The sequence below is a fragment of the Rhodococcus sp. NPDC003382 genome (assembly GCF_053589135.1).
Genome location: NZ_JBSFRH010000027.1, coordinates 1 through 23,060, shown reverse-complemented (window position 1 = coordinate 23,060; position 23,060 = coordinate 1). Strand labels below are relative to the sequence as shown.

The window sequence follows — 23,060 nt, the reverse complement described above, 5'->3', positions numbered from 1 at the left end:
CACCGTCTCCGGTGATGCGGGGTTTCTCTGTCTGTGACTGCGGTCAGCGTTCGCCGATGGCACCCTCGGCCGCGTCGGCCCATTCGCGCCACTGCTGCGCCTGCGCGAGTGCCTTCTCCGCGTCCTTCGCGCGTCCGGCCGCGGTCGCCTTCGCGGCCTGCTCCTCGAACTGACGCACCCGCTCCCGGAACTGCGCGGCGCGAGCCAGGGCTTCGGGGTCGGTGCGGCGCCATTCGGACTCGGCGGCCTCGTGCACCCGCTTCTCGATCGCCCGCAGGCGGGACTCGAGATCGTGCATCCGCTCGCGCGGAACCTTGCCGATCTGCTCCCACTTGTCCTGCAGTTCCCGCAGCTGCGCGCGGGCGACGTCGATGTCGCCGGACGGATCGATCGAGGCGGCGGCGAGCAGAGCTTCCTTCGCCCGCGCGTTCTCCTCGAACTCCGCGTCCCGCTCGGCGCTCGCGGCGTTGCGGGCGGCGAAGAACACGTCCTGCGCACCCTTGAAACGCTTCCACAGCTGGTCGTCCGCCTCGCGGGGCGCCCGCCCGGCCGCCTTCCACTCGGTGAGCAGATCCCGGAACGCCGCGGCGGTCGCACCCCAGTCGGTGGAATCCTGCAGCGCTTCGGCGCGCGCGACGAGTTCCTCCTTGCGGGCCTTCGCGGCGGCACGTTCACGGTCGAGTTCGGCGAAGTGCGCACCGCGGCGGCGGTTGAACGCCTCGCGGGCCTTCGAGTAGCGCCGCCACAGCGCGTCGTCGACCTTGCGGTCCACGCCCCGGATGGTCTTCCACTCCTCGAGGATCTCCCGCAACCGGTCGCCGGCGGCCTTCCACTGGGTGGACTCGGCGCCGATCTTCTCCGCTTCCGCAGCGAGCGCCTCCTTGCGGGCCGTGTTCTCCGCCCGCTGGTGCTCCTTCTCGTGCCTGGCGGCCGTCGCGGCCTTCTCCGAGTCCGCGACGATCGTCGCAAGGCGCGCGGCCAGCCCGTCGAGGTCGCCGATCACCGCGGCGGTCGGCAGCGACTCCGCCAGCGCTTCCGCGGCGGCTCGCGTCTTCTTCGCGTCACCGGAACCCGACGCGAGCCGGGACTCGAGGATCGCGACCTCGGTCGCGAGATCGTCGAAGCGGCGCCCGAAGTGCGCGAGACCCTCGGCCGCGTCACCGGCCTGCCACGAACCGATGCACCGCTCGCCTTCGGAGGTCACCACCCATGCGGTGCCGTCCTCGTCCACCCGGCCGAACAGACTCGGGTCGCTCGCGGGCACCGCCGGGGCTGCCGCATGCACGTGCGAGGGCACCGGATGCGGTTTCGGGGTGTGCTCCGCGCCGGGACGCGGCGCACCGGGCGTGGGCGCCGGCTTCGGGGCCGCGGGTGCCGGCACGGCACCGGATTCTCGAGTTGCGCTCGTGTCCTGTGCGTTGGGGTCGGTCATCGGGTCCTCATCTCTGCCGCGCGGCACGGCTGCCTGGTCGCATGGCTCATCCGTAGGTCCGCCGCGGGGTCACCCGCGACGACGTCCGCCCACTATTGAAACAGGTCGCGCCCTCGCGGGGCGCCCGGTCCGGTCGACTACCGTGGCTCGTGTGCTGACCGCTGCGGTATTCGTGCCGTCCCCGCCCCTCCTCGTGCCCGAGCTGAACGGCCTTGCCGCGAGCGAGACCGACGAGCTGCGCAGCGCCGCGCTCGCCGCTGTCTCCGAGATCGGCGACTGCACCGACTGGGTCGTCGTCGGGACCGGCCGGGCCGTCGAACGGATCGCGGCGACGGCGTCCGGCACGTTCCGCGGCTACGGCGCCGACGTCCGTGTGGGCCTCGGCCCCGACGCGACGGGTGAGGCCGATCCGGAGCTGGCGTTGCCCGCGCTGATCGCCGGATGGCTGCGCGGCCGGGCGGCCCCCGGTGTGCGCGCGGAGGTCCACGTCGTGCCCGTCGACGCGGGCCGGGACGAGTGCAGCGGGCTCGGGCAGCGGCTGCGGGCCGAGCTGGACGAGGGTGACAAACGCCGTGGGCTGCTGGTGATCGCCGACGGGGCCGCGACCCTGACCGCCAAGGCACCGGGTGCGTTCGATGCGCGTGCCGAGGCCGTCGAAACCGACCTCGCTGCCGCACTCGCCGCCGGGGATCCGTCGGCGCTGGCCGCGCTCGACCCGGACCTGTGCGCCGGGATCGTCCTCGACGGACGCGCCGCCTGGCAGGTTCTCGCCGGTGCGTTCACCACGGCACCGAGTGCGGTGAAGGTCGTCTACCGCGGCGCGCCGTACGGGGTCGGCTATCACGTCGGGACGTGGCGACCGTGAGCGCGACCGTTCCCGTCGCCGTCGTCGGCCCGACCGCCACCGGCAAATCCGACCTGGGCCTGGACCTGGCGTGCGCGCTCGGCGGCGAGATCGTCAACATCGATGCCATGCAGCAGTACCGGGGCATGGACATCGGTACCGCGAAGCTGACCGTCGCCGAACGCCGGAGCATTCCGCACCACCAGCTCGACGTGCTCGACGTGGTCGACACCGCCACCGTCGCCCGCTACCAGGAGGCCGCCACCGCGGACATCGAGGCGATCCGTGCGCGCGGAGCGGTCCCCATCATCGTGGGCGGCTCGATGATGTACGTGCAGGCCCTGCTCGACGACTGGGCGTTCCCGGCGACGGACCCGCAGGTCCGCGCGAAGTGGGAGGCGGTGCTCGCCGAGGGCGGTCTCGCCGCCGTGCACGCCGCGCTGCAGCAGGCCGACCCGGTCGCGGCCGCGACGATCCTGCCGACCGACGGGCGCCGCATGGTGCGGGCGCTCGAGGTGGTCGAGCTGACCGGCCGGCCGTTCGCGGCATCGCAACCGCAGCGGGGGGAGCCCCGCTGGGGCACGGTGATCCTCGGGGTGGACCGCGAGACCACCGAACTCGACGAGCGCATCGCGCGGCGCACCGACCTGATGTTCGAGCGCGGACTCGTCGACGAGATACGCGGACTGCTCGACCACGGGCTGCGCGACGGGGTGACCGCGAAACATGCCATCGGCTACGCCCAGGTGCTCGAGTACCTCGACGGCGACTGCGACCTCGAGCATGCCCGCGAGCGCACTTTCATCGGCACTCGCCGGTACGTCCGCCGGCAGCGATCCTGGTTCCGCCGCGATCCACGGGTCCACTGGCTCGACGGCGCCGACCCGGACCTGACGGCCGCGGCCCTGCGCGTCGTGGGCGCGACGAGCGGCTCGATAAGCTGACCGGCATGGAGTTCAGCAAAGGGCACGGCACCGAGAACGATTTCGTGATTCTTCCCGACCCGGACGCCCGGCTGGACCTCGCGCCGGAGCGGGTCGCCGCCCTGTGCGACCGTCGCCGCGGTCTCGGCGCCGACGGCATTCTGCGGGTCGCTCGGGCCGGGGCGCTCGTCGAGCGCGGCGTGCTCGCGGAACTGCCCGACGGTACCGGCGCCGACGACTGGTTCATGGACTACCGCAACGGCGACGGTTCGATCGCCGAGATGTGCGGCAACGGCGTCCGGGTCTTCGCGCACTACCTGTGCGCCCAGGGTCTGGAGAGCCGCACCGACTTCGTGGTCGGCAGCAGGGCCGGGGGCAAGCCCGTGCAGGTGCATGCGGCCGGCCCGGTCGACGGCGAGGTCACCGTCGACATGGGTGTCGTCCGCGAGCTGGGAGAGTCCGCCGCGACCGTCGAGGGCCGCGTGTACAAGGGTCTGGGCATCGACGTCGGCAATCCGCACCTGGCATGCGTCGACCCGCAGTTGGCGGGCACCGGCCTGGCCGCGCTCGACCTGTCCGCGCCCGGTTACGATCCGGGCTTCTTCCCGCACGGCGTCAACATCGAGTTCCTCACCCCCATCACCTCGGGCGCGGTCGAGATGCGCGTCCACGAGCGGGGCGTGGGGGAGACCCGGTCGTGCGGCACCGGGACCGTCGCCGCGGCGATGGCCGCGCTGCGCTTCGACGGCGCCGACTCCGGCCGCGTCCAGGTGCGGATCCCCGGCGGCACTGTGGAGGTGCGGATCGAGGACTCGCGCGCGTCCCTGCGCGGCCCGTCCGTGCTGGTCGCGACCGGAACCATCGCCGATTCCTGGTGGGCGGCCCTGTCCTGAGATCCGGCGGGTCCGCCCCGGATCCCGGCGTGTCCGCGATGCCGGGAAAAACTCGAATGCACGGACTCCGGTGGCGTGGGACCATGGATCTTGTATGACGAACACACAGCGTATGACGAAGACACCGCGCAACGGGGAGTCCGTGACCGAGGACCGCACCGAATACGACGGATGGACCACCGACGACCCGTCGGTCGGCGAGATGCAGCTCGAGGATCGCAGTGCACTGCGCCGCGTCGCCGGTCTGTCCACCGAACTCGAAGACATCACCGAAGTCGAGTACCGCCAGCTCCGCCTGGAGCGAGTGGTGCTCGTCGGCGTGTGGACCGGCGGAACCGCCGCCCAGGCCGAGGCGAGTCTCGCCGAGCTCGCCGCACTCGCGGAAACCGCGGGTTCCGAGGTTCTCGAGGGCCTCATCCAGCGTCGCGACAAGCCCGACGCCGCGACCTACATCGGCTCCGGCAAGGCCGACGAGCTGCGGCAGGTCGTCCTCGCGACCGGCGCCGACACCGTCATCTGCGACGGTGAACTCACCCCGGCCCAGCTCACCGCACTGGAGAAGGTCGTCAAGGTCAAGGTCATCGACCGGACCGCCCTGATCCTCGACATCTTCGCCCAGCACGCCACCTCCCGGGAAGGCAAGGCGCAGGTCTCGCTCGCCCAGATGGAGTACATGCTGCCGCGACTGCGCGGCTGGGGTGAATCGATGTCCCGGCAGGCCGGTGGCCGTGCCGGCAGCAACGGCGGCGTCGGTCTGCGCGGCCCCGGTGAGACGAAGATCGAAACCGATCGCCGTCGCATCCGCGAACGCATGGCGAAGCTGCGCCGCGAGATCAAGGCGATGAAGGCGGCCCGCGACACCAAGCGGACCCGCCGGCTGCGCAACCGCATTCCGTCGGTGGCGATCGTCGGATACACCAACGCCGGCAAGTCGAGCCTGCTCAATGCGCTGACCGGCTCCGGGGTTCTGGTGCAGAACGCCTTGTTCGCGACCCTCGATCCGACCACCCGGCGCGCAGCGCTGCCGGACGGGCGCGAGTTCGTGCTGACCGACACCGTCGGATTCGTGCGGCACCTGCCGACCCAGCTCGTCGAGGCGTTCCGTTCCACCCTCGAGGAAGTCGCGGACGCGGATCTGCTGATGCACGTCGTCGACGGATCCGACCCGATGCCTACCGAGCAGATCAAGGCGGTCCGCGAGGTCGTCACCGAGGTGCTGCGCGAATCCGATGCGCCCGCGCCGCCGGAACTGATCGTCGTCAACAAGATCGACGCCGCCGATCCGGTGATGCTGATGCAGCTGCGCGGGCTGCTTCCGGACGCGATCTTCGTGTCGGCACGCACCGGCGAAGGTCTCGACGAGCTGCGCGACCGGGTCGCCGGACTGCTCGAGGATCCGGACGTCGAGGTCCAGGTGATGCTGCCGTACACGCGCGGAGACCTGCTGGCCCGCATCCACACGGACGGGCAGATCCTCGAATCCGCGCACGGCGAGGACGGCACGCGCGTCCACGCCCGCGTACCGAAGGCGCTGGCCTCGGCCTTGGTCGAGTACGCCGCCTAGTGCGGACGGGGGTGGGGGCCGCGCCGGGCACTGTGCCGAACGTGTTCGCTGCGCTCGTAGGGACGGTTCTGCTCGCGGCGCTCACGGGGACGATCGTGCTCGCGGCGCTCGCCGCACCGGCACCGGCGAGCGCCCAGGCGCAGGACGTGCCGATCGCGGACGTGCAGGAGGGGGTGTTGTGCACCCCGTCGGACGCCGGACTCGCGGAACTGTCCGGACTCGCGATGCTCGACGGCCGCCTGTTCGCAGTACCCGATGCGGGGGCGGACGAGTCGGTCGTCGAACTCGGTGACGACTGCTCGGTCGTGCGCCGCATCCCTGCACCGGTCGACCCCTACGACGTGGAAGACCTTGCGGCCGGACCGGATCGGCGGCTCTGGCTGTCCGACACCGGCGACAACACCGCACGCCGGGAGACCGTCGCGCTGATCTCCCTCGACCCCGCCACCGGTGCCGGTGACCTGTACCGGATGACCTACCCGAGCGGCGCCCGCGACGGTGAGACCCTGCTCATCGGTCGCGACGGCGTGCCCTTGTTCGTGTCGAAGGCCTTGTTCGGTGCGAGCACCGTCTACCGGCCGGCGGACGGGAAGACCCTCACGGATCTCGCGTCGCCCGGACCGCATCCGCTCGAGCAGGTCGGAGTGCTCCGGCTCGGACCCACCGACACCCCGGGGGGACCGCTCGCCGGGGGATCGTCGACCCTGATCACCGGTGGGGCGGTCAGCGCCGACGGCACGGTCGCGGCCGTGCGCACCTACACCGACGTGTATCTCTTCCATGCCCCGGACGGCGACCTGGCGGCGGCACTCGCCGCGGGCCCGCAACTGCGCATCCCGGTCGCCGGTGAGCCGCAGGGGGAAGCGGTCGCGTTCACCCCGGACGGTGATCTGCTCACGGCGTCCGAGTCGAACGGCGGTCCGCTGCCGCAGATCCGGGTGTGGCGCGGGGTGACCGGCCTGTTCGCACCCCCGGAAACCACGGTGTCCGACACGAGCGGTGTCGCGGTCGCGGAAGGTGCGGCGGCAGCCGGCGTGGCGGTGGTCCTGGCTGCCGCGGCGGGCTGGTGGTGGCGCCGGCGACGCCGACCGGCTCGTGGCCGGCCGGCGTCGCGCCGCTGACATCCGGTCAGGCGTCGAGGTCGGCGACCACGAGTTCCGCGATCTTCGCCAGTACGGCGTCGTCGTCGCAGCTGACGGTGACGGCCGTTCCCTGGGTGGCGCCGAGTGTCATGATCATCAGCGCGGAGCCCGCGTCGACGGGTTCGCCGCCGTCCACCGCGAGGGTGACGGGAACACCGGCCGCGACGACGGCCTCCGCGATGATCCCGGCGGGACGGGCATGCAGGCCGATGGACGAGCCGACGGTGACGGTGGTGCTGGACATGGGATCTCCTTCGATCGGTCGAATCGGGGGTTCGATGGGTCAGGCGGCGACCGGCTGCGGTGCCGGGGCCGTGGTGGTCAGGTGGGCGGGGCGTTTGACTTCCTTGGCGAGCGTGACGCACAGGGCGCCGACGGCCGTGCCGGCGGCAAGGGCGATGAAGAACCACAGGACCCGGTCCATCGCGAAGATCACGAACACGCCGCCGTGCGGGGCGGTGAGCGTGACGTCGGTCGCCATCACGATCGCGCCGGTCACGGCGCCGCCGACCATCATCGACGGGATCACGCGGAACGGATCGGCCGCGGCGAACGGGATCGCCCCCTCGGAGATGAACGACGCACCGAGCAGCCACGCGGCCTTGCCGTTCTCGCGTTCCGCGGGGCTGTAGAGCTTCGGCCGCAGCGTCGAGGACAGCGCCATCGCCAGCGGCGGCACCATCCCGGCGGCCATCACCGCGGCCATGATCTGCAGCGATGCGTGGTTGTCGACGGACAGGCCAGCGACCGCGAACGCGTACGCGGCCTTGTTGACCGGGCCGCCGAGGTCGAAGCACATCATCAGGCCGAGGATCACACCGAGGATCACGGCGGAGCCGCCGGACAGGCCGTTGAGCCAGTCGGTGAGCCCGGTCGTGATCGCGGCCAGCGGCCGGCCCAGCACCAGGAACATCAGCGCCCCGACGATGAGCGTGGCGAGCAGCGGGATGATCACGACGGGCTTGAGCCCGCGCGCCCACACCGGTAGCGGGATCCGTCCCACCCACAGGGCCGCGAAACCGGCGATGATGCCGCCGACGAGACCGCCGATGAACCCGGCGCCGACGAAGACCGCGACCGCGCCGGCGGTGAATCCGGGTGCCAGGCCGGGGCGGTCGGCGATCGCGAAGGCGATGTACCCGGCGAGGGCGGGCACCAGGAACGAGAACGCCAGCGACCCCAGCTGGAACAGCACCGCGCCGAGATAGGTGGCGACTCCGCCGGCCGGCAGGTCCCACAGGGTGTTGTTCACTACGATATCGGCGGCCGAATCGGAGATGTCGTACCCGCCGAGCAGGAATCCCAGCGCGATGAGCAGACCACCCGCCGCGACGAACGGGATCATGTAGCTCACGCCGGTGAGCAGGATCTGCCGGATGCGGGTGCCCCAGCCGAGTTCGCCGCCCCGGGTCTCCTCCGCATCCGCGGGAGCGGAACCGGCCTCGACGGTCGCGGTGGACGGGTCGGCTGCGGCACGGACCGCTTCGGCGATCATCGCGTCGGGCTCGTTGATCGCACGCTTGACGCCGGACGCGACCACGGGCTTACCGGCGAAGCGCTCGCGGCCCTTGACGCCGACGTCGGTCGCGAAGATGACCGCGTCCGCGGCGGCGATCGCCGCGGCCGGCAGGGGAGTGCTGCCGGCCGAGCCCTGGGTCTCGACGCGGACGGTGACGCCCGCGCGCTGCCCGGCTGCGGTGAGGGCGTCGGCGGCCATGTAGGTGTGGGCGATGCCGGTGGGGCACGCGGTGATCGCGACGATCGTGCGTTCGGTGGGGGCCGCGTCGGAGGACACCGCCTCCGCTTCGGGTTCCGGCCGGGGTTCCGACACAGGTTCCGGCGCCGGCTGGGGTGGTGGCGGCAACACGCCCTCGACGAGGGCGATGACGTCCGCCTCGGTGGCGGCGCCGCGCAGCGACGCGACGAACTCGGGGCGGACCAGCGCGCGGGCCAGCGACGACAGCAGTTTCATGTGTTCGGCGCCGGCCCCTTCGGGTGCGGCGATCAGGAACACGAGATCGGCGGGGCCGTCGGGGGCACCGAAGTCGACCTTCGGGGCCAGCCGCGCGAATCCGAGCGACGCCGCGGTGACCGCCTCGGACCGGCAGTGCGGGATAGCCAGGCCTCCGGGAAGACCGGTCGCCGACTTGTCCTCCCGGGCCAGGGCGGCGGCCGCGAGTGCGTCGGCGTCGGAGGCGCGGCCCGCTCCGGTGAGCCGCTGGGCCAGTGCGGTGATCACCGCGGCCTTGTCGGTGCCGAGGTCGGCGTCGAGCGTGATGAGATCCGCGGCGATGATCGCGGGTGCGGTATCTGGCATGACAGGTCCTTACGAGTGGTGGGGGAGTACCGCGGAGCGGGGATCGAGGTCGGTGACGGTCACCGCGGCCGGATCGACCGAGTCCGGGCCGGGCAGTGCGGTGCCCGGCAGGGCGACGGCGGCGCATCCGTACGCCACGGCGTGCCGGAGCCGGTCGGCCGGGCCGAGACCGTTGCGTTCGGCGACGAGGTAGCCGGCGAGCGACGAATCGCCGGCGCCGACCGTGCTGCGGGCGGTGACAGCCGGTGCCACGGCCCGCCACGCACCCTCGGCGGTGACCAGCACCGCACCGGCGGCGCCCAGCGTGGCCAGCACCGCCCCGACCCCGCGGGCGACGAGGCTGCGCCCGGCCGCGACCACCGGAGCGGTGTCGCCGGCGGCCGCGGCGGCTTCGAGCGCCGCGGAATCGGCACCGGTGAGCTGGGCGAGTTCGTCGGAGTTCGGTTTCACGAGGTCCGGTGCGGCCTCCGGGAACCGTGCCGAGAGTGCCAGCAGCGGCGCCTCGGACGTGTCCACCGCGATCCGGGTTCCGGTGGCGCGCAGTGCACACACCAGGTCGGCGTACCAGTCGTCCGGAACGCTCGGGGGCAGCGATCCGGAGAGCACCGTCCAGTCCGCCCCGGCGGCCCGGGCGACCACGGCGGCCCGGAGTTCCGCGCGTGTCCGGGGGCCGTATGCACTGCCGGGTTCGTTGAGTTTCGTAGTGGTGCCGTCGGGTTCGGCGACGGTGGTGTTGGTTCGTGCGAGCGATGCGGTTTCTATTGCCAGGCAGTCGATTCCGTGTGTTTCGAGGGCGGCGAGGAGTGGGTCTCCCGGGTTGCCCGGCAGGATCGCGAGAACCGGGTGGCCGGCGGCGTGCAGGACCCGTGCGACGTTGATGCCCTTGCCTCCGGGGTCGACGAGCACCTCGGCGGTGCGGTGCACGGCGCCTCGGACGAGCGGGCCGGACAGCGCGATCGTGCGGTCCAGGCTCGGATTGGCGGTCAGTGTGACGATCACGCCGTCACCACCTCGATTCCCTGTTCCATGAGCTGGATTCGGTCGGTCTCGTCGATCTCGCTGTCGGTGACGAGGACGTCGACGGCAGCGAGGGGAGCGAAACTCAGCAGGTGCCGCCGGCCGATCTTGGAGGAGTCGGCGACCACGACGACGCGGTCCGCGGCCTCGACCATCCGGCGCTTCACCGCGGCCTCGTCCGCGTCGGGCGTCGACAGGCCGTGATCGGCGGACAGTGCGTTGGTGCCGATGAAGGCGACGTCGACGTGCAGCATGCCGAGGTAGCGCAACGCGTCCTCGCCGACGGTGGCCTGCGTGACGCCGCGGACGCGACCGCCGAGCAGATGCAGCCGGACGGAGCCGAGCCCGGCGAGCCGTGCCGCGATGGGCACCGAGTTCGTCACGACGGTGAGGTCGACATCGGTGGGCAGGGCCGCGACCAGGCGACCGGTCGTGGTTCCCGCGTCGATGACGACGCTCCCGCCGGATTCCGGCAGGAACCGGGTGGCGGCCGCGGCGATGCGGTCCTTGAATCCGGCGCGGGTCTGGTCGCGTTCGGCCAGGCCGGGTTCGGTGACGGTGAGGGATGCGGCCGGGATGGCGCCGCCGTGGACGCGCCGCACGTGGCCGAGGCGTTCGAGCATGGCCAGATCGCGGCGGACGGTTTCGGTCGTGACGCCGTAGCGACCGGCGAGTTCGGCGACGGACATGCGACCGCGCCGCTCGATCAGCTCGCCGATCGCCTGCTGCCGTTCCTCTGCGTACACCGGGTCTCCTCGTCGCCTGCGGAAAATGTTGCTTTATGTTGTTTTACGCCCGTATGTGTTGACATGTCAATGCTCCGGAGTAATCTCGATCACATCGATCTCCGCCAGTGGCGAGGAGGAAGCATGAAGAACGTGATGCCGGTGGCAGACGGTTCGCCGGTGCGTGAAGTCCACGGAACCCCCGTCGTGCCCGGTGTGGCCTACGGTCCGGCGATCCGCCCCGCGCCGCGCCCCGAACTACCCACCGCGCACGCGAGCGTTCCCGACACCGCCCGGGCAGCCGAAGCGGAACGGTTCACGGCCGCCGCGAGCGTCGTCGCCGACAGGTTGCGGGCCCGCGCCGCCCACGCCTCCGGCGCCGCCGCCGAGGTGCTGCTGGCCAACGCCGGCCTCGCCGCGGACCGCGGCTGGATCGGCGCCGCTACCGGCCGGATCCGCAACGGATCGGACGCCGTGGCCGCCGCGATCGACACCACCGAGCAGTTCGCGACGATGTTCGCGCAGTTGGGTGGGCTCATGGCCGAGCGGGTCACCGACCTGCGCGACATCCGCGACCGCGTCGTCGCGGAACTGAGCGGGCATCCGGAACCCGGGATCCAACTGCCCGACGAGCCGTCGGTGCTGCTCGCCGAGGACCTCGCCCCCGCCGATACCGCCGGCCTGGACCCCACCCGCATCATCGGACTGGCCACCACCCTGGGCGGACCCACGAGCCACACCGCGATCATCGCGCGCCAGTTGGGCATTCCGTGCGTGGTCGCCGCGGCGGGACTCGACGCGATCCCGGCGGGCGCGGCCGTCCTGCTCGACGGTTCCACCGGCGAGATCCGCATGGATGCGGACCCGGAGGTCGCACGTGCGGCGGTCGAGGTGGACCGGCAGGAACGTGCCCGCGTGGCCTCCTGGACCGGCCCCGGTGCCACCGCCGACGGCCACCCGGTCGCGATCCTCGCGAACGTGCAGGACGGTGCCGGCGCGCGTGCAGCCCGGCAGACCCCCGCCGAGGGAGTCGGCCTGTTCCGCACCGAGCTGTGCTTCCTGGACCGGGACGTCGAACCGTCGGTGGCCGAGCAGGCCGACATCTACGCGGAGGTGCTCACCGCCTATGCCGGGCGCAAGGTCGTCGTGCGCACCCTCGACGCCGGGTCCGACAAGCCGCTGCGGTTCGTGACCCATCCCGACGAACACAACCCGGCGCTCGGTGTGCGGGGCATCCGGATCGAGGCGACCGCACCCGGCATCGTCGAGCGGCAACTCGACGCGGTGGCCGAGGCGGCCGCGCGGACCGGCCAGTCGCCGTGGGTCATGGCCCCGATGATCGCGACCGTCGCCGAGGCCGCCCGGTTCGCCGCGCTGGTGCGGGCCCGGGAGATGGTGCCGGGCGTCATGATCGAGGTGCCCGCCGCGGCACTGCTCGCCGACCGGCTGCTCGAGCACGTCGACTTCCTGTCCGTCGGCACCAACGATCTCGGCCAGTACACGATGGCCGCCGACCGCATGTCCCCGCAGCTCGCGGCGCTGACCGACCCGTGGCAGCCGGCCGTGCTCGCGCTCGTCGCCCGGACCGCGGAGGCCGGCCGGACGGCCGGAAAACCGGTCGGAGTGTGCGGGGAGGCCGCCGCCGATCCGCTGCTCGGCTGCGTACTGGCCGGGCTCGGCGTCACCTCGCTGTCGTGCGCGGCGGCCGCGGTCGGCGCGGTCGGCGCCCGGCTCGCGACGGTCACTCTCGACCGGTGCCGGGAGGCCGCCGAAGCGGCCGTCGCCGCCGCGGATCCGGCGTCCGCCCGTGCGGCGGTCACCCGCATCCTGGGCTGAGCACTGCGCGGCGCGCCTTCCTGGCCTTACGATTCCGTTTCGTGAGCGAACCGGTGAAGACCACGAAGAGGGCACGTGCGGGCGTCGGCTGGACACTGCACGGTGACGGCCGCCGCATCACCCACGGCGGGGTCGTGGCTCCGGACGAACGGTTGTCGTGGCCGCGCACCGTCGGCATCGGTATGCAGCACGTCATCGCCATGTTCGGAGCCACCCTGCTGGTGCCGACGATCACCGGTTTCCCGGTCACCACGACGCTGCTGTTCTCCGGGATCGGCACCGCGCTGTTCCTGCTGATCACGCGGGGCCGGGTGCCCAGCTACCTCGGTTCGTCCTTCGCCTTCATCGCCCCGCTCACCGCGTCGGCGGCCGATGGACCCGCCGCGCAACTGGGCGGCCTCGTCGCCGTCGGCGTGCTGCTCGCCGTCGTCGGACTCGTGGTCAAGGCGCTCGGCGCCCGCGTCATCGACGCCGTGATGCCGCCGGTGGTGACCGGCGCGATCGTCGCGCTCATCGGCCTGAACCTGGCCCCCACCGCCGTCGGCTCGTTCGAGGCGCAGCCGCTGATCGCGGCGATCACCCTGGTCTCGATCCTGCTGGTCACCGTGCTCGGTCCCGGCCTGCTCGGCCGGCTCGGCATCCTCGTCGGTGTCGTGATCGGCTGGGTGTTCGCCGCGGTCACCGGCGGTCTGGCCGACGACCGGCTCACGGCGCTGCGCGACGCCGCCTGGTTCGGGATTCCGGAACTACGCGGCCCCACGTTCCAGCTGTCGGTCGTGCTGGTCGCGCTGCCCGTGGTGATCGTCCTGATCGCCGAGAACGTCGGCCACGTCAAGGCCGTGTCCGCGATGACCGGACGCAATCTCGACGACGTCGCCGGCGATGCCCTGTTCGCCGACGGCCTGGCTACGACCCTCGCCGGCTTCGGGGGCGGCTCGGGCACGACGACCTACGCCGAGAACATCGGGGTCATGGCCGCCACCCGCGTCTACTCGACCGCCGCGTACTGGGTTGCCGCGGCCACCGCCGTCGTCCTGGCGTTCTCCCCGAAGTTCGGCGCACTCGTCTTCACCGTCCCGGACGGCGTGCTCGGCGGTGCGACGCTGGTCCTCTACGGCCTGATCGGCATCCTCGGCGTCCGCATCTGGATGGACGCCAAGGTCGACTTCACCGACCCGGTGAACCTCACCGTCGTGGCGGCCGCCCTCGTCGCGGGCATCGGCGACCTGACGCTGTCGATCGGATCGGTCGAACTCGGCGGCATCGCATGGGGATCGATCGGCATCCTCGTCGCCTACCCGATCCTCCGGAAGTTGGCGAACCTCCGAGGGTGACCCTGCCGCCGTTCCACACCGGCGACAACTGTCACAAAACGTGCTCGCTCCTGTCAGCGTCACAACAGGTGGTGCTTGCCTACCGTAAGGGCGAAGTACGCCGTGACCTACAGGAGCGCACATGGAACGCACCCTCTTCGAACCCGAACACGAACTCTTCCGCGAGTCGTACCGGAAGTTCCTCGAGCAGGAGGTGGCACCCTTCCACGAGCAGTGGGAGAAGGACAAGATCGTCGACCGTGAGGTCTGGAAGAAGGCCGGGGCGCAGGGCTTTCTGGGCATGGCCGTTCCCGACGAGTACGGCGGAGGCGGTGTCGACGACTTCCGGTACAACGTCGTGCTCACCGAGGAGACCACCCGCGGCGGCTACAGCGGTGTCGGCTTCATGCTGCACAACGACGTCGTGGCTCCCTACCTGCTGAACCTCGCGAACGAGGAGCAGAAGCAGCGGTGGCTGCCCGGCTTCTGTTCCGGCGAGGTCATCACCGCCATCGCGATGACCGAACCCGGCACCGGTAGCGACCTGCAGGGCATCAAGACCCGTGCGGTGCGCGACGGCGACGACTGGATCCTCAACGGCTCCAAGACGTTCATCACCAACGGCATCAACGCCGACCTGGTGATCGTCGTTGCCTGCACCGACCCCGAGAAGGGCGCCCAGGGCTTCTCGCTCCTCGTCGTCGAGCGCGGCATGCCCGGTTTCGAGCGCGGCCGCAATCTCGACAAGATCGGTCTCGACGCGCAGGACACCGCGGAGCTGAGCTTCGACAACGTGCGCGTGCCCGGCGCGAATCTGCTCGGTGAAGAGGGCCTCGGCTTCATCTACCTGATGCAGAACCTCCCGCAGGAGCGCCTGTCGATCGCGGTGGTCGCCGCGGCCGCCATGGAGCAGGTCCTCGAGGACACCCTGCAGTACTGCCGCGACCGCAAGGCGTTCGGCAAGTCCATCGGCAAGTTCCAGAACACCCGGTTCGAGCTGGCCGAACTCGCCACCGAGACGCAGATCGCGCGCGTGTTCGTCGACAAGTGCATCGAGTCGCTCAACGCCGGCACGCTCACCGTGCCGGAGGCGGCGATGGCGAAGTACTGGACCACCGACAAGCAGGTCGAGCTCATCGACCGGTGCCTCCAGTTGCACGGCGGCTACGGCTACATGCGTGAGTACCCGGTCGCGAAGGCGTACCTGGATGCTCGCGTGCAGAAGATCTACGGCGGCACAAACGAGATCATGAAGGAGGTCATCGGCCGTTCGCTGAACGTCTGAGCGACCTTCCGGAAAACCACATCGGGGCGGTACCGCAATCGCGGTACCGCCCCGATGTCGTTGTGGGAGATCTCAGATCTTCCGGATCACGGTGACGACCTTGCCGAGGATGACGGCGTCGTTGCCGGGGATCGGTTCGAACATCGGATTGTGCGGCATGAGCCACACGTCCTTCTTCACTCGCTTGAAGGTCTTCACGGTGGCTTCCCCGTCGAGCATCGCAGCGACGATGTCGCCGTTCTCGGCGACGTTCTGCTGGCGCACGACCACCCAGTCGCCGTCGCAGATCGCGGCGTCGATCATCGATTCGCCGACGACCTTGAGCAGGAACAGCGATCCCTGGCCGACGAGTTCGCGGGGGAGAGGGAAGACGTCCTCGACGGCCTCCTCGGCGAGGATCGGGCCACCGGCCGCGATCCTGCCCACGACCGGCACCATCGCCGCGGACGGTACCGCCGACGTTGCGGGAGCGGTGGTCTCGGTGCTGTCGTCGGGGGTGACCGCGCTGTCCTCGAGGCCGCGGACATCGACGGCGCGCGGCCGGTTGGCGTCGCGCCGCAGGAAGCCCTTGCGTTCGAGGGTGCGCAGCTGATGGGCCACGGACGACGTGGAGTTGAGCCCGACAGCGTCGCCGATCTCCCGGATGCTCGGCGGGTACCCTCGCTCGGCCACCGAATCGCGGATCACTTCGAGAACGCGCCGCTGGCGCTCGGTGAGCCCGGCCGTCGAATCGGCGACGACCGTCCTGGCGGGGCCGCTCGCGGAGTTGGCGTCCGTCATGGTCGTGACCTCCGTGCGTCGAGTGTCGGATGTGCTGGTTGTGATGTATCGAATCTATCCGCATTCGCGCGCGTTATCAAACACCTGTTCGAGATTTCCGGCTCGAAAAGCTGACAAGTCGATCATGGCGTGGTAGAAATTCGAACAGATGTTCTTCGAACCTTTGATCGAACGAAGGATCGACATAGATCGAACACTTGAGCGATCGAGCGAGAAATGCGCAGTTCGCGCAGCCGATCGAGTACCGCGACCGGTCGAGCACGGAGGATCCGATGGGTGCAGCAGCAGTTCGCCGAACCGAGTGGAACGAGTTCACGACCGGCCCGATACGGGTCGACCCCGCCCACGAGCGGGACGCCCGGATCTATCGCTTCCCGGTCCGGCCGCCGTTTCCCCGCCCGAATGCGGGACACATCGAATACCGCCGTCCGGCAGCGGCTCCCGTCACGTGCACCGACCGCACACGCCCGGCGGCGCTGTCGTTCCCCCGGGCCGTGCGGCAGACGGTGGTGACGGTGCTCCTCACTGCGATCGCGCTCGTCGCGATCCTCGCGGTGGGGTACCTGCGGACGAGCGAGGTCGCGGCGCATGTTCCGCGCACCGAGGTCGCGGTCGTCAGAATCGGCGAATCGCTCGCCGACGTCGCCGCCCGGATCGCCCCGGACGCCGCCACGGTCCAGGTAGTGGAGCAGATCTCCGAGCTCAACATGCTGTCCGGCACCACGGTGCGTCCCGGTCAGCAGCTCATCGTTCCGGTCGTCGGCCGCGGGTGAGCTGCCGTGCTCGACCGGGGACCGGACCGGGACGAATCCGGCCGGCAGGTATTGTCGATTCCTGTAAGCCACACCACCCCGTGTGGTCGCGTCGGGGCAGCTCCACCTCAGGGCGGGGACGACCTCGGGAAGACGGTTCGACGCCGACGTCGCGGCCCGCACGGCAGCGACGAAGGAACCGACATGTATTGCCCGTACTGCCGGCACCCGGATTCCCGGGTCGTCGATTCGCGCGAGGCCGATGAGGGCGCCGCGATCCGCCGGCGCCGGGCATGTCCCGAATGCGGCCGCCGATTCACCACCGTCGAAACCGCGGTGCTGTCCGTCGTCAAGCGCAGCGGCGTGACCGAGCCGTTCAGCCGCGAGAAGGTCGTGCGCGGCGTCGCCCGCGCGTGCCAGGGTCGCGCGGTCGACAACGACGCGCTCAACCTGCTGGCGCAGCAGGTCGAGGACGCGGTGCGGGCCAAGGGTTCTCCCGAGGTGCCCAGCCACGAAGTTGGTCTGGCCATCCTCGGCCCGCTCCGGGACCTCGACGAGGTCGCCTATCTGCGATTTGCGTCCGTGTACCGGGGCTTCAGCTCGGCGGAGGACTTCGAACGCGAGATCAAGGAACTGCGCGAGCATCAGGCGCGGCGCAGCACCGACCCCGGCGAGGACTGACCCCGCGGGTGTCGGCGCGGCGCCCGGCTGGGCGCCGGCGCCCGACCGTTCAGCGAATCGCGCTGATGGCCTTCATGATTCGCTTCTCCGACACCGGGATCCGAGTTCCCAGGCCCTGCGCGAACAGGCTCACCCGCAGCTCCTCGATCAACCAGTACACCTCGTTCACGTCCGCGGCGGCCCGGCGTTCCTCGGGCAGCCGGGCGAGCAGCCGATCGTATTCGGCGTACACCCGGTCGAGTACGTCCATGCCCTGGGCGTCGCGGTGGGCGCTCGCCGGCAGTGCCTCGAGGCGCTGCGCTGCGGCAGCGAGATATCTCGGCAGGTCCGCGAGACGGCGACTGCCGAGGTCGGTCACGAAGCCCGCGAACAGCAGCGAGGCCAGTTGCTCCCGCACATCGTCGGCGGCCTCGCCGCGCACCCGGTCCAGCAGCACCCCGACCTCGTGGGCCCGGGACAGCGCCGGCACCACCAGCTTCAGCAGCGCCGACACCCGGCCGGGCAGCTGCGCCCGGACCGTCTTGACCATCGCCTCGAATTCCTCGGGGGTCCGGATCGGCGCGCCGTGCGCCGCGACCAGTTCGTCGACGGCGCAGGCCCGGCAGTCCTCGAGCAGCGCGTCGAACGAACCGTCCGGATTGCGGCCGAGCGCGAGACGTTCCGCGTTGGTCAGCCCCGACGTGGCGGCGCGCGCCTGCGTCGGAACCGCCGCCAGCAGCAGCGCCCGCAGGCCGGTGCGGGTCGCGGCGCGTTGTGCCTGCGGGGTGCTCAGGACTCGGACCGCGACACCGGACCCCTCGCTCACCAGGGCCGGATAGCCGGTCACCTGCTGGTTCCCGACCGTGCGCGTCACGGTCTCCGGCAGCGTGCCGAGCGTCTCTGCCGTCCACACCAGCGCCGGCGCGCGTTCGGTGCTCGACGCAGCGCGCGCCACCTCCGCGTCGACGCGCACCGCCAGCTTCTTGCGCAGGTCCGCCAGGCTCTTGCTGTGCCCCAGGACCTTCCCGCGCTCGTCGACCGCCGCGAACGTCAGCCGCAGATGTTCGGGCAGGGCCGCGACGTCGAAATCGCTCGGTTCGATGCGGCAGTTCCCGAGCCGCGACAACTCGCGGGCCATCGCGTTGACGAGCGGCTCGCTGCGCGGGGTGACCGACGCGAGCGCGGCCGCCGCGAAGTCCGGTGCCGGAACAACTTGGCGCCGAAGCTGTTTCGGCAAGGTCTTGATCAATGCCGTCACGAGTTCGTGACGCATGCCCGGCACGAGCCAGTCGAACCCGACCGGGCGGATCCCGGCCAGCAACGCCACGGGGATGCGGGCGGTCACGCCGTCCTGTTCGGTGCCCGGCTCGAACTGGTAGGTGAGCGGGAACTGCACATCGCCCTGCCGCCACGCGTCGGGATAGTCCCCCTCGAGCACTGCGGCGGCGTCCTGATTGACGACCGTTTCCGGGGTGAACGTCAGCAGTTCGGGATCCTGCTGGCGCGCCTTCTTCCACCACGTGTCGAAATGCCTGGCCGACACGGCATTCGGTCCGACCCGTTCGTCGTAGAAGGCGAACAGCGTTTCGTCGTCGACGAGGATGTCCCGTCGCCGCGCACGATGCTCGAGTTCCTCGACGTCCTCGAGCAACGCCCGGTTGGCGTGGAAGAACTTGTGCCGCGTGCGCCATTCGCCCTGCACCAGCGCGTGCCGGATGAACAGGTCGCGCGAGACCTCCCGATCGATCGTGCCGTACTGCACCGGGCGTTGCGCCACGAGAGGGATGCCGTAGAGCGTGACGCGCTCGTAGGCCATCGCCGCCTCGCGTTTGATCGACCAGTGCGGCTCCGAATACGTGCGTTTGACCAGATGCGGGGCCAATTTCTCGACCCATTCCGGCTCGATGCGCGCCGCCATGCGCGCCCACAATCGTGACGTTTCGACGAGTTCGGCGGCCATCACCCAACGCGGTGGCTTCTTGAACAGCGACGACCCGGGGAAGATCGCGAAACGCGAACCGCGCGCCCCGAGATAGTCCCGCTTGTCGCCCTCGCGCAGCCCGACGTGGGAGAGCAGACCGGCGAGCAGCGACTGGTGGATCGAGTCCTCGGAGACGTCCTGGTGGCGGGTCTCCCAGCCGAGGTTCAGGGTGATCTGACGCAGCTGCCCCTGCAGGTCCTGCCATTCGCGGATCCGCAGCCAGTGCAGGAACTCGTTGCGGCACATCTTCCGGAACTGGTTGGACGACAGTGCTTTCCGTTGTTCCTTCAGATAGTCCCACAGGCGCAGGAAGGCCAGGAAATCGGAGCCCTCGACCGCGAAGCGGGCGTGCTTCTCGTCGGCTGCCTGCTGGAACTCGGCGGGACGTTCACGCACGTCCTGGATCGACAACGCCGCCACGATGATCAGCACCTCGCGCAGACAGCCGTTGCGGTGGCCCTCGACGATCATCCGCGCCATCCGCGGGTCGACGGGCAGCCGCGCGAGTTCGCGGCCGGTCGCGGTGAGCTTGGGCAGCTCGTCGCGCTTGGCCGGCTCGAGGGCACCGAGCTCTTCGAGCAGCGCGATGCCGTCGCGGATCGCGCGCGGGTCCGGTGGTTCGACGAACGGGAACGACGCGATGTCGCCGAGACCGAGCGCGGTCATCTGCAGCACCACCGACGCCAGGTTGGTGCGCAGGATCTCCGGTTCGGTGAACTCCGGGCGGGCTTCGAAGTCCTCCTCGGAGTACAGCCGGATGCAGATACCGTCGGCGACGCGGCCACAGCGACCGGACCGCTGCCGCGCCGACGCCTGCGAGATCTCCTCGATCGGCAGCCGCTGCACCTTGGTCCGCACCGAATAGCGCGAAATGCGCGCGGTACCGGGGTCGACGACGTAGCGGATACCGGGGACGGTCAGCGACGTCTCGGCGACGTTGGTGGACAACACCACCCGGCGGCCGGTGTGCGGGGTGAAGACCTTGTGCTGCTCGGCCGCCGACAACCGCGCATACAGCGGCAGGATCTCGGTGTTGCGCAGCTTGCGGTCGCGCAGGGCGTCGGCGGTATCGCGGATCTCGCGTTCACCGGAGAGGAACACCAGGATGTCGCCGTCACCGGCGGCCTGCAGTTCCTCGACCGCCTCGCACACCGCATCGACGGGATCCCGGTCGATCAGCTGATCGCCGACCTCGACCGTGAGCGGCCGGTACCGGATCTCGACCGGGAACGTCCGCCCCGACACCTCGACGATCGGTGCCGGGGTCCCGTCGGGGGCGGCGAAGTGTCGTGCGAACCGTTCCGGATCGATCGTCGCCGAGGTGATGATCACCTTCAGATCGGGCCGTCGGGGCAGCAGCTGCTGCAGGTAGCCGAGGATGAAGTCGATGTTGAGGCTGCGCTCGTGGGCCTCGTCGATGATCAGGGTGTCGTAGCGGCGCAGCAGCGGGTCGCGCTGGATCTCGGCGAGCAGAATGCCGTCGGTCATGAGCTTGACCAGTGTCGAGTCCGACACCTGGTCGGTGAAGCGCACCGTGTAGCCGACGGTCTCGCCCAGTTCGGTGTCGAGTTCCTCGGCGAGACGTTCGGCGACCGCCCGCGCGGCGATGCGCCGCGGCTGGGTGTGCCCGATCAGCCCGCGCACACCGCGACCGAGTTCGAGGCAGATCTTCGGGATCTGCGTGGTCTTGCCCGAACCGGTCTCGCCGGCCACGACGACCACCTGCCGGTCGCGGATCGCGGCCGCGATGTCGTCCTTGCGCTGCGACACCGGCAGCGTCTCGGGATAGGTGATCGCGGGGACGGCGGCGGCCCGCTCGGCGAGGCGGATGCGGGCCCGTTCGATCTCGGCGGCGATCGCGGTGAGCGCGTCGGCGCCGCGAGCGCGATCGAGCTTGCGGCGGAGTCGTTGTTCGTCGCGGAGCGACACCTCGGCGAGGGCCGACTTCAGGTCGCGGCGGTTCGGGGCGGGAGAGATGGACATGCTGAAGAGACAGCCTAGCGAAACACGATCGTCGGGCCCCGTCACAGGCACGCTTCGGGAACGGCGAGCGGTCAGTCGGCCGGGGCGGGTGGGCGCTCGGTCTCCCGGACCCGCGCGATCACCCGCGCGAAGACGTCCCGGAACGGGGCGTGCACCGTGAAGTGGGTGAAGCCGTAACGGTCGCGCGCGTTCAGGATCTGCGCGGCCATCTCCTCGACCGTGCCGATCAGCAGGAACGGGGTGTCGAGCAGGTCGCCCACCGGCAATCCGAGCCTGTCCGCGACGGAAGCCGCCGCCGCTTCCCGGTCGTCGGTTTCGAGCACCAGCTGGAGCAGGGTGTGCCACTCGATGTGGTCGGCGCGCGGCCCGGCGCAGGCCCGCACGAACCGGACGCGGTCGTCGGCTTCGGTGGCCGACCCGATCCGGAAGGTGCCCGGGGGACGGCCTCGCACCTGGTACGCGCCGGCGACACCGACGATGTCCGCGTGCGCCGCCGCGATCGCGAGGATCCGGTCCCCGGTGCCACCGACGATCAGCGGCGGACCCTCACCGCCGAATCCGTGCCGCTGGACCGGTCGCAGGATCGGCATGCCGAAGGCGTCGCGCATCGCGGCCTGGGGCTCGTAGCCGGGATGCGCGAACAGCCGCCGTAGTTCGGCAATGGTCGCTTCGAGGTGGTCGGCGCGGGCACCGAAGGGTTCCCACGCGATGCCGGCGGATTCGAACTCCCACCTCATGTGCCCGGCGCCGAGGCCGACCTCGAGCCGGCCACCGGTGAGCGCGTCGGTCGTGGCAATCTCGCGGGCGAGCAGCGCCGGATTCCAGAACGCGGCGTTGAGCACCAGGGTCCCCACCCGCAGCCGCTCGGTGGCGTGCGCGGCGGCCACCAACGTCGGGAACGGTGCGGGCACGCCGAGGTGATCCGCAGCGAAGAGCGCGTCGTATCCGGCCTCTTCGACGGCCCGGCAGGACCGCGCGAAGGCTCACAACAGTCGACGAGAAATCCGATACTCGGTCATACTCTCCGATTCTTCCTGTTGCCTGCTGCGTGTCTCGGAAAGAGCGGGATCGGCACGCATCGCAAGGGCCGGTCACCGCGCCGGCACACACCCCGACCCGGTCGGGACGCGGACCGAACCGAATCTGTCGGTGCCCGACGATACGGTCGACGCCGCGGTCGAGCACGACGAGATGGTCCCGGCGGGAACCGATCGACGACGACACGGGGCGGGGGGTGAACGGATGAGCAACACCGCACCGATCGACCGACGCCCGTTCGCGTTCACCACCCGCCCCCATCGTGCGGTCGACGACACCACCGGCGAGCCGATCGGACTCGACGACCTCGATATTCGCGTCCGGTGGCTGCTCGACCTGATCGCCGGCGCCGAAACCGAACTGCTCACCCGACTGTGGCACCCGGACACGTTCGACACCCTGGCCGCCGGCCGTGACCGCGACGGCCGGGCACTGCCCCAGCACGGGCACGTCGCGGCGGCGCGTCTGGGCTGGACCCCGATCTATCCCGGCGGGGTGTACGTGCCGTCGCGGGTGACGCGGGTGGTCACCGCCCAGGCCACCGCGACCCTGCGGACCCTGGCGTATCGGGATGC

17 protein-coding genes and 2 pseudogenes are annotated in these 23,060 nt (G+C 70.8%); 11 read left to right on the top strand and 8 right to left on the bottom strand.

Features of this window, described 5'->3' with window-relative positions; translation table 11 throughout:
* Positions 1 to 43 precede the first annotated feature (43 nt).
* Positions 44 to 1,432: a DUF349 domain-containing protein gene (locus tag ACWDUD_RS18545; RefSeq protein ID WP_450110229.1), complete on the bottom strand. Its 1,389-nt coding sequence runs from the start codon at positions 1,430 to 1,432 to the stop codon at positions 44 to 46.
* Positions 1,433 to 1,583: 151 nt separating this feature from the next.
* Between ACWDUD_RS18545 and ACWDUD_RS18540 the strand changes: the two genes are divergently transcribed.
* The 5 genes from ACWDUD_RS18540 to ACWDUD_RS18520 all read left to right on the top strand — a co-directional run bounded on the left by ACWDUD_RS18540 (position 1,584) and on the right by ACWDUD_RS18520 (position 6,777).
* On the top strand, positions 1,584 to 2,297 hold the full coding sequence (locus ACWDUD_RS18540) for a hypothetical protein (protein WP_450110228.1): 714 nt from the start codon (positions 1,584 to 1,586) through the stop codon (positions 2,295 to 2,297).
* Positions 2,285 to 3,220: a tRNA (adenosine(37)-N6)-dimethylallyltransferase MiaA gene (miaA, locus tag ACWDUD_RS18535; RefSeq protein ID WP_450110227.1), complete on the top strand. Its 936-nt coding sequence runs from the start codon at positions 2,285 to 2,287 to the stop codon at positions 3,218 to 3,220. The genes ACWDUD_RS18540 and miaA overlap by 13 nt, the downstream gene beginning before the upstream one ends.
* 5 nt (positions 3,221 to 3,225) lie before the next feature.
* Positions 3,226 to 4,092: a diaminopimelate epimerase gene (dapF, locus tag ACWDUD_RS18530; RefSeq protein WP_197254679.1), complete on the top strand. Its 867-nt coding sequence runs from the start codon at positions 3,226 to 3,228 to the stop codon at positions 4,090 to 4,092.
* A gap of 112 nt (positions 4,093 to 4,204) precedes the next feature.
* Positions 4,205 to 5,656 (top strand): GTPase HflX, encoded by a 1,452-nt coding sequence (hflX, locus tag ACWDUD_RS18525; protein ID WP_197254721.1) that lies wholly within the window; start codon positions 4,205 to 4,207, stop codon positions 5,654 to 5,656.
* A gap of 41 nt (positions 5,657 to 5,697) precedes the next feature.
* Positions 5,698 to 6,777, top strand: coding sequence for a hypothetical protein (locus ACWDUD_RS18520; RefSeq protein WP_450110226.1), 1,080 nt, complete (start codon positions 5,698 to 5,700; stop codon positions 6,775 to 6,777).
* A 7-nt stretch (positions 6,778 to 6,784) separates the two neighbouring features.
* Here ACWDUD_RS18520 and ACWDUD_RS18515 read toward each other — a convergent pair whose 3' ends face one another.
* The 4 genes from ACWDUD_RS18515 to ACWDUD_RS18500 are packed head-to-tail and all read right to left on the bottom strand — an operon-like array spanning position 6,785 to position 10,878.
* On the bottom strand, positions 6,785 to 7,042 hold the full coding sequence (locus ACWDUD_RS18515) for an HPr family phosphocarrier protein (protein WP_197254677.1): 258 nt from the start codon (positions 7,040 to 7,042) through the stop codon (positions 6,785 to 6,787).
* Positions 7,043 to 7,081: 39 nt separating this feature from the next.
* Positions 7,082 to 9,115 carry a PTS fructose transporter subunit IIABC gene (locus ACWDUD_RS18510; protein ID WP_450110225.1) on the bottom strand — a complete coding sequence of 678 codons (2,034 nt, stop codon included), beginning with the start codon at positions 9,113 to 9,115 and terminating at the stop codon, positions 7,082 to 7,084.
* A 9-nt stretch (positions 9,116 to 9,124) separates the two neighbouring features.
* The gene (locus ACWDUD_RS18505) at positions 9,125 to 10,114 is read right to left on the bottom strand and encodes a 1-phosphofructokinase family hexose kinase (protein ID WP_450110224.1); all 990 of its coding nucleotides are present in this window, start codon (positions 10,112 to 10,114) and stop codon (positions 9,125 to 9,127) included.
* Positions 10,111 to 10,878 (bottom strand): DeoR/GlpR family DNA-binding transcription regulator, encoded by a 768-nt coding sequence (locus ACWDUD_RS18500; protein ID WP_248674748.1) that lies wholly within the window; start codon positions 10,876 to 10,878, stop codon positions 10,111 to 10,113. Before ACWDUD_RS18500 ends, ACWDUD_RS18505 begins: the two co-directional genes overlap by 4 nt.
* A gap of 123 nt (positions 10,879 to 11,001) precedes the next feature.
* Between ACWDUD_RS18500 and ACWDUD_RS18495 the strand changes: the two genes are divergently transcribed.
* The 3 genes from ACWDUD_RS18495 (at position 11,002) to ACWDUD_RS18485 (ending at position 15,291) form a co-directional block, all read left to right on the top strand.
* Positions 11,002 to 12,693, top strand: a complete 1,692-nt coding sequence (locus ACWDUD_RS18495; protein WP_450110223.1) for a phosphoenolpyruvate--protein phosphotransferase — start codon at positions 11,002 to 11,004, stop codon at positions 12,691 to 12,693.
* A 41-nt stretch (positions 12,694 to 12,734) separates the two neighbouring features.
* A complete protein-coding gene (locus ACWDUD_RS18490) occupies positions 12,735 to 14,027 on the top strand; it encodes a uracil-xanthine permease family protein (protein ID WP_450110222.1) in 1,293 nt (430 codons plus the stop codon).
* A 121-nt stretch (positions 14,028 to 14,148) separates the two neighbouring features.
* Positions 14,149 to 15,291: an acyl-CoA dehydrogenase family protein gene (locus tag ACWDUD_RS18485; protein WP_450110221.1), complete on the top strand. Its 1,143-nt coding sequence runs from the start codon at positions 14,149 to 14,151 to the stop codon at positions 15,289 to 15,291.
* Positions 15,292 to 15,363: 72 nt separating this feature from the next.
* Here the strand turns inward: ACWDUD_RS18485 and lexA are convergent, their stop codons facing one another.
* Complete coding sequence (gene lexA, locus ACWDUD_RS18480) at positions 15,364 to 16,071, bottom strand: transcriptional repressor LexA (RefSeq protein ID WP_197254663.1); 708 nt, start codon at positions 16,069 to 16,071, stop codon at positions 15,364 to 15,366.
* A 272-nt stretch (positions 16,072 to 16,343) separates the two neighbouring features.
* Between lexA and ACWDUD_RS18475 the strand changes: the two genes are divergently transcribed.
* The gene (locus ACWDUD_RS18475) at positions 16,344 to 16,844 is read left to right on the top strand and encodes a LysM peptidoglycan-binding domain-containing protein (protein WP_450110220.1); all 501 of its coding nucleotides are present in this window, start codon (positions 16,344 to 16,346) and stop codon (positions 16,842 to 16,844) included.
* 183 nt (positions 16,845 to 17,027) lie between these two features.
* The gene (nrdR, locus tag ACWDUD_RS18470) at positions 17,028 to 17,504 is read left to right on the top strand and encodes a transcriptional regulator NrdR (protein ID WP_197254661.1); all 477 of its coding nucleotides are present in this window, start codon (positions 17,028 to 17,030) and stop codon (positions 17,502 to 17,504) included.
* A 49-nt stretch (positions 17,505 to 17,553) separates the two neighbouring features.
* Here nrdR and hrpA read toward each other — a convergent pair whose 3' ends face one another.
* Positions 17,554 to 21,447 (bottom strand): ATP-dependent RNA helicase HrpA, encoded by a 3,894-nt coding sequence (gene hrpA / locus ACWDUD_RS18465; protein ID WP_450110219.1) that lies wholly within the window; start codon positions 21,445 to 21,447, stop codon positions 17,554 to 17,556.
* A 71-nt stretch (positions 21,448 to 21,518) separates the two neighbouring features.
* Positions 21,519 to 22,427 (bottom strand): annotated as a pseudogene (locus ACWDUD_RS18460) (TIGR03621 family F420-dependent LLM class oxidoreductase); the annotation flags it as partial.
* A gap of 262 nt (positions 22,428 to 22,689) precedes the next feature.
* Here ACWDUD_RS18460 and ACWDUD_RS18455 point away from each other — a divergent pair.
* Positions 22,690 to 23,060 (top strand): annotated as a pseudogene (locus tag ACWDUD_RS18455) (transposase); the annotation flags it as partial.